Raw genomic sequence first — 12,214 nt, forward strand, 5'->3', positions numbered from 1 at the left:
GCGAACGTCACGCAGCCGATCCGCTGATGTCCTCCATCAGCCGATCGAGCTTAGCAAGAAACTTGCCAGACAGGCGGTCATTCTCGCGCGGGAGCGGCGCATCATTCGAACCAGGGCCATTCTGCAGGGCCCTCGTGTGTCACGGCTCCGCCCGGCGCCTGTCCGACCAGCCGCGCATACTTTGCGAGCGCACCTGCACGGTGACGGGGCGGCCTCGGCTTCCAATCGCGTCGGCGCGCCGTGAGTTCCTGCTCGTCGACCAGCATATCCATCCGCCGGTTTGCGGCATCGATCAGGATCCTGTCGCCGTCGCGAACAAGCGCCAACGGACCGCCGACGAACGCTTCGGGGGACACGTAGCCGATGCACATGCCGCGAGTAGCGCCGGAGAACCGTCCATCGGTGATCAGGGCCACTTTCTCGCCCATACCCTGGCCGTAGATCAGCGCGGTAACGCCGAGCATCTCACGCATGCCCGGGCCGCCGACTGGCCCTTCATTGCGGATCACCAGCACCTCGCCCGCCGTGTAGGCGCGGTCACGGACCGCTTTGACACACGCCTCCTCATCTTCGAAGACGCGCGCAACGCCCTCGAAGTGCTGACTCTTTAAACCTGCGACCTTGATCACCGCACCGTCTGGACAGAGATTGCCCTTCAGAACCGCCACGCCACCATCAGGCATGATCGGCGCACGAGACGCGTAAACGACTTCACCATCGGGAGCGTTGGCCGCGCCATATTCTTCGGCGAGCGTGCGCCCCGTGACGGACAAGCAGCTCCCATCGATGTGCCCGCTCTGGATCAACTCGCGGATCACGACGGCCGCGCCGCCGATGTCGTAGACATCCTTCGCAGTGTACTTGCCGCCCGGCCGCAAGTTTCCAATCAGCGGCGTCCTGGCAAAGACCTTGCCGACGTCATCAATCGTGAATGCGATCCCGGCCTCATTCGCGATCGCCGGCAGATGCAGCGCAGCGTTGGTCGAGCCGCCCGTGGCGGCAACAATCGCCGCACCGTTCTCGAGGGATTTCCGAGTCACGAGGTCGCGCGGCAGCGGGCCGCCACGTTCCAGCATCTCCATCACCAGCCGCCCGGCGCGGCGCGAGATCTGTGCACGTTCGGCATAGACACCGGGCACCATCGAGACGTTGGGAATGGTCAGCCCCATCGCCTCCGACACCATCCCCATCGTGTTCGCCGTAAACTGGCCCGCGCACGCGCCAATGGTCGGCAGGCAGGCGCGCTCGATCCGTTCGAGCGTGGCGCCGTCGATCTCTCCGGTCATGAAGCTGCCGACAGCTTCATAGGAGTCGAGCACCGTGAGAGTCCGCCCGTCCACCCGGCCCGGCAGCGAGCTGCCGCCGTAGATGAAAATGGACGGTACGTTGCAACGAACCATGCCCATCATCACGCCGGGAAGTGTCTTGTCGCATCCGCCGTACCCGATCAGCGCGTCATAGGCGAGACCATGAACGACGGCTTCGATCGAATCGGCAATCAGCTCGCGCGAAAAGAGAGAAAACTTCATTCCCTCGTGATTCATGCTGATGCCGTCGGAGACCGACACGGTGAAGAATTCGCGCGGCGTGCCACCAGCCTCCTCGATTCCCGTCTTTGCCGCGGCCACTTGGAAGTCGTGGGTCATATTGCAGGGCGTCTGCTCGCCCTTCATGCTGACGACGCCCACCATCGGCTTGGCGATCGCTGCGTCGTCGAGCCCCATTGCGCGCATGAAAGCGCGGTGCGGGGCCCGGTCGAGGCCGTCAGTCGTGACCCGTGATCGCAACTTCTTCATGCGCGCATCTTTTTCATGCAACGTCCGGGATGATCCAGGACGCCGCGCCCCTTGTTGGGACAATTCGCCCGTCGCCTATTCCAGCGGCGCGACGATCGTCGCGTGCTTGAACTGCATGGCATCCAGCTTCGGCAGCATTCCGGTCTCCGCGTAGATGTCCAGCATCTTCTGGATCGCGGGGAAGTTCGGCGCCGCACCCGGATCGCGGCCGAAATCGTTGTCCTTTAGCAGATAGGTCTCGAGCACCGGAATAGGCGCCTTCAGAACCTCATTGACGACCTTTAGCGTCTCTTCGCGGTTGGCCAGCGCTTTCTTCATACCTGAGGTAATGTCACGCACGTAGGCCTTCACCAAGTCGGGGTTCTTGTCGACGAAATCAGCGCGGCAGGCTTCCAGGATGTGCACGATGTTCGGCATCGCCTGCGACAACGAGAACAGCTTTCTTGTGCCCCCCTTCGCCTCCGCACGTGCAGCAAACGGCTGGTTCATGTTGACTGCGTCGACGCGGCCCTGACGCAGAGCATCTTCGGAGACGGCAAATCCGACCTCGACCAGCTTGATGTCCTTCGCCGGATCGACGCCATTCTGCTTGAGCAACAGGTTGAAGGGGCCTTGCGTGCCGCCGCCGATCACGGAAATGCCGACCGTCTTGCCTTTGAGATCGGCGATCGTCTTGATCGGCGAGTCATCCATCACCGCCCAATAGACCGAGAAACCGCCGGGCTTCTCGAAGACGTGCTGCGCCACGATGTAGGCCTTGAGATTGCCGCCAACCACACCGTTGGCGAGCGACAGCGGCGCTTGCGTCGCGCAGTCCAGCGCGCCGGCCGCCAATGCCTGCGTCATCGGCGCGGTGCCCTGAAATTGGGTCCATTCGATGTTGTAGGCCTTGCCGATATTGGGAAACTCAGCCGGCCTGCGCATCATCCAGTACTTGGATTCCTCGGCCGGAATGGTCCAGCCGACGCGAATGGTCTGCTGTGCCCATGACGGGCCTGCCCCCGCGCTCGCAGCCGCGGCCGCTCCCAAAGCCAGGATCCACTTCGAAACGGTTCGCATCGTGCCCACTCCGCTGCTCCGGCGCCGACCGGCGCCGCCCAACCCGACCACTCAAATGTTTCATGGTTCAAACAATCAGGCAAGCCATGCGAGCCGGACGGTTTCGCTGTCCGACCCGCAATGTATGGTAAGGCGGCGTTTGCGCTGCGACAGAAGGAGGCAACCTATGGCTGATGCGAGCAAGACAAACCCGCAGGGCGTCGAGAGGCTCGGCTATCTCGGCCTTGGACTGATGGGAACGCCGATGACCCGGCGCTTGCTCAAAGCCGGCCATCAGGTCGCTGTCTGGAATCGTTCGGAGGGCAAGGTCGCTCCGCTCGTCGCGGCCGGCGCCAGGCGCGCAGCCACGCCCCGCGACATGTTGGCGAACGCGGATATCGTCTTTATGTGCGTAACCGATGCCGCCGCCGTCGAAGACGTGATTTTCGGCCCCGACGGTCTTGCAGCGGCTTCCGGCGCAGGCAAGCTCGTCGTTGACTTCTCGTCAATCCATCCCGACGCCGCGCGCGATCTTGCAGCGCGGCTGAAAGACGCGAATGGCGCAGGCTGGATAGATGCGCCGGTGTCCGGCGGCACCAAGGGCGCAGAGGAAGGCACGCTCGCCATCATGGCCGGCGGAGAAGCTGCTGACATCGAGCGGGCACGGCCCTACGTGCTGCACATGGCACGCAGGTTCACCCACATGGGCCCGATCGGGGCTGGCCAAACCACAAAACTCTGCAACCAGGTGATCGTCGGATGCGCGATGGCCGTTCTGGCGGAAGCAACGCGTCTTGCCTCGAACGCAGGAATTGACGCAAGCCGGCTGCCCGAGGCGCTCGCCGGCGGCTTTGCGGATTCCATCCCGCTTCAGCTCTTCGTGCCGCGCATGGTCCAGGGCATCCACTCGCCGCCGCTTGGCCATATCGCGACAATGCTCAAGGATCTCGACACGGTCGCCGATGTCGCCCAGGCGACGTCAACGCCGGTGCCGATGGCGACCCTCGCGGGACAGATATTCAGGCTGGCCAAGGCTGCACGCGGCGCCGACGCGGACGCTTTGGAAATCTACAAGCTCTCGGCCACAGACCGCTGAGCCGACGCGCGTCCTTGAATCGCCTTATGGCAACTTCTTGCGTTCATCATCAGCTAGGAACCGGCCATACCCCCCGCGCGCAAACAGCAGGGGCTCCTTGGCACTGTAGGCATAGGCCTCGACCGCGCCGAGAAAGATCACGTGGTCACCGCCATAATAGCGATTGACCGATCGGCATTGAAAGTTGGCGACACTCTCGGCAAGGACCGGCGCGTTCCCGAGGCCCGGGGTCCAGTCGACCCCGGCGAACTTGTCCTCGGACGATTTTGCAAATTTGTTTGCAAGCGCCTGCTGCGACGTGCCGAGTATGTGAACGGCGAAATGGCTGGCGTTCTGAAACACGGGGAGGCTTGAGGAATAGAATCCGAGGCTCCACAGGACCAGAGGGGGATTCAGCGAGACTGACGCGAACGAATTGCAGGTGATGCCATAGGGCTTTCCATCAGCGGCCATGGCCGTGATGATCGTTACGCCCGTTCCGTATGTGCCAAGCGCGTTGCGAAAATCGCGAGGATCGATCGGCGAACTGTCGCTGGCGAGTTCATTGGCTGGATCGGAAATGGCCGGCTGCTTCGGCAGATCATTCATCGGCCGGCCTCACAGCGTGAGATTCTCGGACGGCAGGCCCAGAGCCACCCGTCCGTAATTGGTTCCGGCCGCATCGAAGTTGAACGCAAGATGCGAGTTGATCGCGTGCGCATCGCGGAACTGCCGCTGCAACACGCCCGTCGTGAACAGACCGCGCGCTCCGCTCGCCGCAAACAGCATCGAGACCGCGTCGGTGCATAGATTCACCGAAAATGCTCCATCGCGACGATACCTGGTCTTGGTCGCCATATCAGGAGTACGATCGCGCCTCGCATCTTCCATTGCATTGACGCAGGCCGAACGCATGATCAGGCGCGCAGCGTCGATCTTGGCCGAGGCTTCCGCGATCTTGATCTGCGTGCTTTGAAAGTCGCTGAGCTTGGCACGGTTGTAGGTCGAGATGCGATGACGCGCGACCTCCGCATAATCGTCGAGACATACTTGAGCGTTCCCCAGCGCGACGCCAGAGAGGACGTAAGGAAAAAGCGAGAACACAGGTAGCGAATACAGCGGATTGGGATTGACCTTGCTTCCCGGCGTCGGGCCGCCGGCAAGATCACCAACCGCGACCGTCATATAGTCGGCCACGAAAGTGTCCCTGACTTCGACGTCGCAGGAGCCGGTACCGCGCAGTCCCGTAACATTCCATGTGTCGAGCACCTTGTAGTCGACTTTCGGCAACAGGAAGATTCGGTACTCGATCCCGTCCGCTTCGTCGTCAGAATAGACAACGCTTGCAAGCATGTTCCATTCGCAGGAGGCAACGCCCGAGGAGAACGGCCAGCTCCCGTGCAACCTGTAACCGCCCTCGACCCTCGTGGCACGACCAGCTGGAAAAATGAACGAGGACGCAATCAGCGCGTCGGGATCACGGCGCCAGACCAGATCCTGCGCCTTCTGCTCGAACATGCCGAGCATCCAATGGTGGCTCGCCAGGTTAGCGAGATTCCACGCCACTGACGCATCCGCCATTCCCAGCAGTTCGGCGCAGTCGACAAGAGCGACATAGTCAAGCTCGGCACCGCCGATGCGCTTCGGCTGCAGCATGCGGAACAGGCCGGCGTCGTGGAGATCCTTCTCGGTTTCCGTCGGAAGATGCCGCAGTTCCTCCGTACGGGCAGCCCGCTCTCGCAGCCGCGGCACGAGTGCCCGGGTCCTCGCGATCATTGCCGCATAGGCGCGTTCGCCGGCTTCCTGCCCCGTCGGCTGGCCCATGCTCGGCTCTTGACCAGGCGCCATTCGTGTCCCTCGCTTTCACATAGTTATGCGGCGGGAACTTCGCCAAATCAAGCTGGGCAGGGTTAACGTTGCGTGGTCGCCCCTACACCCCAGCTGTTCGCAGGAATGCGATGTCGCGTACACCGTGTTCTCAAAGCAGCTTTCCGCAAGCTTTGCGATGCCTGGCTCCACGGAGCTGACCGCTCAAGCTTAGCCTGAGGTCGATGGCTTGCCTGATCCAAAGACGCCCTTCTGAGTGAACTCCGAAATCCGGCGCTCGTCGTAACCGAGCGTATCACGCAGGACGTCTTCGGTATGCTCGCCTAACAAGGGAGCAGCGACGGGATCAATTGCTCCCGTCAGGCTCATATTGATCGGAGGTTCGATATTAGGGACCCACTCCGCGGTACGGTGCGGAATCCTGTTCAGGCGATGACGCTCGCGGGCCTCGGGCGCATTGAACCCCTCCTCGACCGTTCGGAGATAGCCGACCGGGATATTGGCCAGCTTCATCTTTGCCATCCAGTTCTCGAGGGTATCGCTCGCGAAGACCTCTGCAATGGCTGCCCGCAGGAGCTCCTTGTTCTCAGAGCGCGCCTTGCGCGACGCGAACTGCGGATCAGTGATCAAATCGGGGCGGTTCAGCACCTCGACCACCAGCCGACGATAGAGCCGGTCGTTGGCGCAGGCCAGGTAAAGCGGCCCATCGGAAGCTTCATAGACACCGACCGTGGGGGACCCGTTCGGCGAATTACCGAACCGGCCAGGGTTTTCGCCGTTGATCAGATAGGCCATGCCGTAGAAGCCGGTCATGCCCATGGCGACGTCGAACAGGGCGACCTCGACATGCTGCCCACGGCCGAGCCGATCGCGCGCCAAAAGCGCCAGCAGGATGGCGTTGCAGGCGGACATCCCCGTCGCCATGTCCACGATCGGGGGGCCGGTACGAACCGCAGGCCCATCGGCAAACCCATTGAGGGACATGAAGCCGCTTTCCGCCTGCGTGATGGGATCGAAGCCGGGCCGCGCGGCAAATGGTCCTGAGCGTCCGTAAGCCGAGATCGAGCAATAGACGAGCCGCGGGTTGAGCGGCGCGACCGCCTCGTAGTCGAGGCCGAATTTCTTCATGACTCCACTTGAAAAATTCTCCACGACCACATCCGCCTTCCGGATCAGGTCCAATGCGATCTCGCGAGCCTGCGGCACGGTCAGGTCGAGCGCGATACCGCGCTTGTTGCGGTTCAGGCTCAGATAAGCGGCGCTTTCGCCGCCGATTTCGGCGTGCTCATAGGCGCGCGTATCGTCGCCACCATCCGGATTCTCGATCTTGATGACGCGTGCACCGAAATCGGCAAGCGTCTGCGTGCAGGCCGGCCCCGCCACGACCCGCGTAAAATCGACGACCAACAGACCGTCGAGCGCGGTAGGCGCGCCCGTCGCCCGCGACGAACGTTCCGGTAATTGAGGCTTGGTGGGCATCGACGGCGCTCCCTTACATCGGCTTATGGTTGCCGAATTTCTTGCAAGAGCAAACTTAAAGCCCGGCGCCGCCAACTTCGCAAGTGCTTCACCCGCATCGCTTCAATACGCAAAAAGAGCCCGGCAGCCATCAAGCCGTCGGGCCCGAACATTTTGGGAGTGCGAGCTACGCTGTGTCTCGCATTGGCCATCCTGCACCGAGAAAAACTCGTTCCGCATTACGGGAAACCCCGCTCAGCGAAGCCACTTCCGCCAATAGAGCGTGTGCGCCGAGGCCTCGGGTACCTCTGGCTCGAAGAGCCGATAGCCCGCCTGGATGAAGTTGTCCGTCGTATTCAAGAGAATGGCATCCCTTTCGATACGCAGCCCCCTGAAGTCCCCGCTCCGAATGCCGTCGCAGCACGCCGACCCTCGAGAAGTAGCGCCGTTTCGAATGTGCGTCGACGGTATGACGCYGGCAAATGCGACCGCCTCATCGCCATGTTAGGCAAGCCACCACGCTCCCAACTCGAATTGCGGCATGGCCGCCGCGTCGAAGAGCGTCGACCGATGCAGATCAGCCAACGTATCGACGACGTCGTCATCGGATGCATCAACGATACGAATTTTGTACGGCCCGTTTGCGGGAAATAGCGGGCGTGCAAGTGCAGAGATGTCGGCACCGTGGGAGCTCACTTGCCCAGCACGACCCTAACGCCTAGCAAAACGGCCCCCATCAGTCCGGTCGCGATCACCGTGATAACGGCCTTGAAGGTGTAGCTCTGCGCCTGCTCCACGCTCTTTCGCCACCTCCGCACGTGTTGGAGATCAGCCCTTAGCTCCTTCCGGTCGTCGTGTTCGATTCCGAAGGAAGTTAGCACCGATGCGACGGCCTTCAGTACGAAGGCATCGATGCTCTCCTGTTGCAGCCTGTGTTGCTCGGCAAGTGTCTCAGCCACGATCGCCCTGATTTCATCATCTGGTTGATGATCCTTGCAACGTTCTCGAAACCACACTTGGCGAAGTAGAAGGATACAATCAGTCTCGGTCAGCATCCGCGCCTTAGACGTCTTCCGTCGCGCGGGCGGGCGGGCCGGCTCGCTCGCGAGCTCGCCTTCGATCTCATCTTTCAAGAAAATGTCTCCCACAACACGATTGCAACCAAGCCCGCGAGTGCGAGCGATATCAGTTAGGCGGTCATCGTCTCTCCACTAAAAAGGAAAAAAGCGGCAGATCGCGTGACCAAGCGCGATCGTTTCGGGCGCGAACCCTATGTCCGTGAGCCCCGAGACCGCAGCGGCGCGAGCAACGGACCCGGCGCCGCGCCGGTCGGCGTTCCTTGAACGTGGTCTAGCGAGTGCGTGGCCGGATGCGCGGCCACCGTCCGATCTCAAAATCGAGACGAAAAACCCGCGGCGGGTGCTTCCAGCGCGGGTGACCAAACTCGTCTCGATGATGTCATTTGCCAGTGTTTCGACATGTCAAACATCCCTCGTTCGACCACACCGTGCCGGAACTTAGCCGAAGAGCGGCGCGTTTATTCCTTCGGTCAAAGGACCGTGCGCGCGATGAGCCATACTGTACTGGTTGTTGACGACGATCCCGGCGTCCTCGACGTCATCGTGGGCATGCTGGAAGATCTCGGCTGCGAGGTGACAAGCGCCCAAAGCGGCCCGGATGCGCTTGATCGGCTCGGGCAGAACGAGAACATCTCCATCCTCATCACGGACATCAGTATGCCGGGCATGGACGGTCACGAACTGGCCGAACTGGCGAAGCAGCTACGCCCGGAATTGAAGATCCTGCAATTATCGGGGCGCGAACCGCGGCGCGGGGGCCTGCCAATGATCAGGAAGCCGTTTTCGTTCGAGGAGCTCCCCGACACCATGCGGCGAACCACCGGCGTTCGCTGAACGCCAGAGCCCAAAAGAAAACCCGCGGCGGGAGCTCCCGCGCGGGTCGAACCAAACTCAGGTCGATGATGCCATTCTGCCGGTGTTTTGCCCGACGTGTCAACACGGCGAACGCGGAAGAAGGAGCCCTTCCTCCCAGTTTGATATGTGGTGCGCAAGGGGCTTGCTTCAAGTCCCCCGCCCTGCCGTAGAACCCCCGCCCCAATGAGCATCCAAAGCAGCAACGCGAGGGGGTCCACATGCCTGTATTGCTTCCGTCGTCCCGGCCGCGCGGCCGTACCAAGCGGGCCGGCGCCAGCCGCGCGAGTCACCATGCCGTGCTGATCGCCGGCGGCGGCCCGACCGGTTTGATGCTGGCCGCCGAGCTCGCGCTCGCGGATGTCGACGTCGCCGTGGTCGAGCGGCGCCCGGATCAGGAGCTCGTCGGTACGCGGGCCGGCGGATTGCACGCGCGGACCATCGAGATCCTCGATCAGCGCGGCGTCGCGGAGCGCTTCCTGCGCGAGGGGCAAGTCACCCAGCTCGCGGGCTTCGCCTGGACCAGGCTCGACATCGGCGATCTCCCCAGCCGGCACGCTTATGGCCTCGCGCTGCGGCAGAGCCACATCGAGCGCATCCTGGCCGACTGGGTCGAGGAGCTCGCGGTGCCGATCTATCGAAACTCCGAAGTGATCGGCTTCGTTCAGGATGCGACCAGCATCGACGTTGCGTTCGCCGGCGGCAAGACATTGCGCGCAAGCTACCTCGTCGGCTGCGACGGCGGTCGCAGCCGGGTACGCAAGAAGGCCGGCATCGATTTCGTCGGCTCCGATCCGACGCTCAGCAATCTCATGGCCGAAGTCGAGATGCGCGACGAGCCGGTATGGGGTCTCCGCCACGACGCCATCGGCTTTCACGGCCTCAGCAAGGCGGAGAGCGGTCGCGTGCTGGTCGTCGTGACGGAAGCGACGCTCGACCGCACCGGCGAACCCGGCCTGCGCGATCTCAGCGATGCGCTCGTCGCCGTGTACGGCACCGACTTCGGGCTCCAAAATCCCGCCTGGATCTCCCGCTTCACCGATGCGGCGCGGCAGGCCGTGTCCTATCGCCGGGAGCGCGTGCTGCTCGCCGGCGATGCCGCGCATATCCATCACTCCGTCGGCGGGCAAGGCCTCAACACCGGCGTGCAGGACGCGGTCAATCTCGGCTGGAAGCTGGCGCAGGTGGTCAGGGGAATTTCGCCCGACGGCCTGCTCGATACCTACCACGCCGAGCGTCATCCCGTTGCTGCGCGCGTCTTGCGCAACACCCTGGCGCAAATCGCCATGCTCCGCCGCGGCGAGGCTGGCCTCAAGGCCGCGCGCGACGTGGTGTCCGACCTGCTCGCCATGGACGAGCCCCGCCAACGTTTTGGCGCGATGATGAGCGGACTCGACATCCGCTATGATCTCGGCGAAGGACACGAACTGCTCGGGCGCCGGATGCCCGATCTCGACCTGATCGTCGAGGGCCATCCGCAGAGATTGTTCACGCTGCTGCACGGAGCGCAGGCCCTGCTGATCAATTTCGGCAAGTCCGGCGGGTTCGACATCGCACCCTGGGCAGACCGCATCAGGGTCGTCAACGCCAGCCACGACGGCGCGTGGGAGCTCCCCGCCATCGGGCAGGTCGCCGCGCCCGAAGCCGTGCTGGTTCGGCCAGACGGGCACGTGGCGTGGGTCGGCGATGAAAGCCAACGAGGACTCGAGGACGCGCTGACCACCTGGTTTGGACCGGCTGCTGCGGTGTAGCGCGCGAACGTCAGAGGCGCCATACAAACAAAGCCCGCGGGATTCCGCGGGCTTGATTGGCATCAGGTTTTCGAAACACGGCTCAATATCCGAACATTACGCCGCTCGCTGCTCTCCGAAGGCAAAGGTCACACGTTCGAATCGTGTCGGGTGCGCCAGTGTTTCTCTCGATCTACCAACCTCTTAGAGCGTTGGTGGTAGCTCCTCAAAAGCTCCTCAGACCGGCCGGTCACAAGCTGGTCACGCGTGAGGAGCTTTTTGAATGGCAAGCCTACGGTTCAGGAACGGGAAGTGGCAGGTCCAAGTCAGACGCCACGGACACACACAACAAGCCAAGTCGTTTCAATCAAAATCTGATGCACAACGTTGGGCACGGCAGATCGAAGCCGAGTTAGATCGGACTTTGATCCCCAATGACGTACGATCTCTCAATACAATCACTGTTGCGCAGCTTCTCACGCGCTATCGCGACAACGTCACCAATGAGAAGGCACGCCAGTGAGAGGCGCTGAGAGGCTTCAGAGATCCGTCGTTCAGGATGTACCGCAATACGCTGAGACGGACTGGCATGGCTCTGAGGGGCCGCGTCAGCCCCGCTTATGCGGTCGGCTGCGACCATACCGAATTACGCGATCATATCGCTGGTCAGTTTCGTACGGGAATGCGTTGGGAGAGGTATCGGCAAGCCGCCGCACCGGCTCCGCGATAGCACTATGCACTGTGTCCATTCTAAGCCTAACGGTCCGAACAAACCGCAGACTCGCAGATCACCCCGTCATCCGGTAGGTGGCCGCTGAACAGCGCTTACGCTTCTGTCGGTCAGTGCTCATGTATTCTCCTGCGAACGCAGCCAAAGCTCTTCGTCGAAATCGCCCGTCGCGCCGAAGCTTCCAAGAACGCTCAGCCACAGCCGCCGGCAACGTAGCCGAGGCCGAAAGCACCCCCGACCTTCATTACCGGCCGAAACGACAAAGCCCGCCGCGGAGGTCCGGGCGAGCGTAATTCGGCATTCAATGTGATCGTGCAGGTCATTTTGCATATTCCAGCGCTAGGCGTTTGCCTGGATCCCATCGCACTTCGTGTTGCACGAGCGTTCAGGACAAACGAAAAAGCCCCGGCGATGCCGGGGCTTTGACGTCTGAAGTTGAGTTCAGATCAGTACTTCGCGACGACCGGACCGGTCCAATTGAAGCGGTAGACCAGCGAGGTCGAGATCGTCTGATTCCAGCTGTTGGCACGGATGCTGTTGGCCAGCGGAACGTTGCCAACGTCGAGCAGTTCGGTCTGGGTCTTTTGGTCGTAGAAGGCCGAACGATACTCGGTCTTCATGAACCAGCC

At 62.2% G+C, this 12,214-nt stretch carries 9 protein-coding genes and 1 pseudogene; 3 read left to right on the top strand and 7 right to left on the bottom strand.

Translation table 11 applies throughout. The features are described 5' to 3' along the window. Nucleotides 1–101: 101 nt before the first annotated feature. A complete protein-coding gene (ilvD, locus tag AC1DW2_RS34745; protein WP_477008236.1) occupies nucleotides 102–1,796 on the bottom strand; it encodes a dihydroxy-acid dehydratase in 1,695 nt (564 codons plus the stop codon). Between the two features lie 75 nt (nucleotides 1,797–1,871). Further along, nucleotides 1,872–2,855, bottom strand: a complete 984-nt coding sequence (locus AC1DW2_RS34750) for an ABC transporter substrate-binding protein (protein WP_038958560.1) — start codon at nucleotides 2,853–2,855, stop codon at nucleotides 1,872–1,874. Nucleotides 2,856–3,021: 166 nt separating this feature from the next. Between AC1DW2_RS34750 and AC1DW2_RS34755 the strand changes: the two genes are divergently transcribed. Next, nucleotides 3,022–3,930: an NAD(P)-dependent oxidoreductase gene (locus tag AC1DW2_RS34755; RefSeq protein WP_439035337.1), complete on the top strand. Its 909-nt coding sequence runs from the start codon at nucleotides 3,022–3,024 to the stop codon at nucleotides 3,928–3,930. A gap of 24 nt (nucleotides 3,931–3,954) precedes the next feature. On the opposite strand, the gene AC1DW2_RS34760 is transcribed toward AC1DW2_RS34755, so the two are convergent. The 4 genes from AC1DW2_RS34760 to AC1DW2_RS34775 form a co-directional block, all read right to left on the bottom strand. Further along, on the bottom strand, nucleotides 3,955–4,518 hold the full coding sequence (locus AC1DW2_RS34760) for a flavin reductase family protein (RefSeq protein ID WP_354123894.1): 564 nt from the start codon (nucleotides 4,516–4,518) through the stop codon (nucleotides 3,955–3,957). 9 nt (nucleotides 4,519–4,527) lie between these two features. After that, the gene (locus AC1DW2_RS34765) at nucleotides 4,528–5,733 is read right to left on the bottom strand and encodes an acyl-CoA dehydrogenase family protein (RefSeq protein WP_439035338.1); all 1,206 of its coding nucleotides are present in this window, start codon (nucleotides 5,731–5,733) and stop codon (nucleotides 4,528–4,530) included. A 213-nt stretch (nucleotides 5,734–5,946) separates the two neighbouring features. Beyond that, a complete protein-coding gene (locus AC1DW2_RS34770) occupies nucleotides 5,947–7,215 on the bottom strand; it encodes a CaiB/BaiF CoA transferase family protein (protein WP_167768092.1) in 1,269 nt (422 codons plus the stop codon). 671 nt (nucleotides 7,216–7,886) lie between these two features. Continuing rightward, a complete protein-coding gene (locus tag AC1DW2_RS34775; protein ID WP_049813059.1) occupies nucleotides 7,887–8,210 on the bottom strand; it encodes a hypothetical protein in 324 nt (107 codons plus the stop codon). Nucleotides 8,211–8,762: 552 nt separating this feature from the next. Here AC1DW2_RS34775 and AC1DW2_RS34780 point away from each other — a divergent pair. Beyond that, nucleotides 8,763–9,107: a response regulator gene (locus tag AC1DW2_RS34780; protein WP_477008241.1), complete on the top strand. Its 345-nt coding sequence runs from the start codon at nucleotides 8,763–8,765 to the stop codon at nucleotides 9,105–9,107. 239 nt (nucleotides 9,108–9,346) lie between these two features. After that, complete coding sequence (locus AC1DW2_RS34785; protein WP_439035340.1) at nucleotides 9,347–10,876, top strand: FAD-dependent monooxygenase; 1,530 nt, start codon at nucleotides 9,347–9,349, stop codon at nucleotides 10,874–10,876. A 1,155-nt stretch (nucleotides 10,877–12,031) separates the two neighbouring features. Here the strand turns inward: AC1DW2_RS34785 and AC1DW2_RS34790 are convergent. Beyond that, nucleotides 12,032–12,214 (bottom strand): annotated as a pseudogene (locus AC1DW2_RS34790) (outer membrane protein); the annotation flags it as partial.

The organism is Bradyrhizobium sp. P3_C3, from assembly GCF_056402655.1.

Coding starts and splice junctions, on each gene's coding strand:
- ilvD (WP_477008236.1), bottom strand. CDS start 1,796: ATGAAGAAGTTGCGATCACGGGTCACGACTGACGGCCTCGACCGGGCC.
- AC1DW2_RS34750 (WP_038958560.1), bottom strand. CDS start 2,855: ATGCGAACCGTTTCGAAGTGGATCCTGGCTTTGGGAGCGGCCGCGGCT.
- AC1DW2_RS34755 (WP_439035337.1), top strand. CDS start 3,022: ATGGCTGATGCGAGCAAGACAAACCCGCAGGGCGTCGAGAGGCTCGGC.
- AC1DW2_RS34760 (WP_354123894.1), bottom strand. CDS start 4,518: ATGAATGATCTGCCGAAGCAGCCGGCCATTTCCGATCCAGCCAATGAA.
- AC1DW2_RS34765 (WP_439035338.1), bottom strand. CDS start 5,733: ATGGGCCAGCCGACGGGGCAGGAAGCCGGCGAACGCGCCTATGCGGCA.
- AC1DW2_RS34770 (WP_167768092.1), bottom strand. CDS start 7,215: ATGCCCACCAAGCCTCAATTACCGGAACGTTCGTCGCGGGCGACGGGC.
- AC1DW2_RS34780 (WP_477008241.1), top strand. CDS start 8,763: ATGAGCCATACTGTACTGGTTGTTGACGACGATCCCGGCGTCCTCGAC.
- AC1DW2_RS34785 (WP_439035340.1), top strand. CDS start 9,347: ATGCCTGTATTGCTTCCGTCGTCCCGGCCGCGCGGCCGTACCAAGCGG.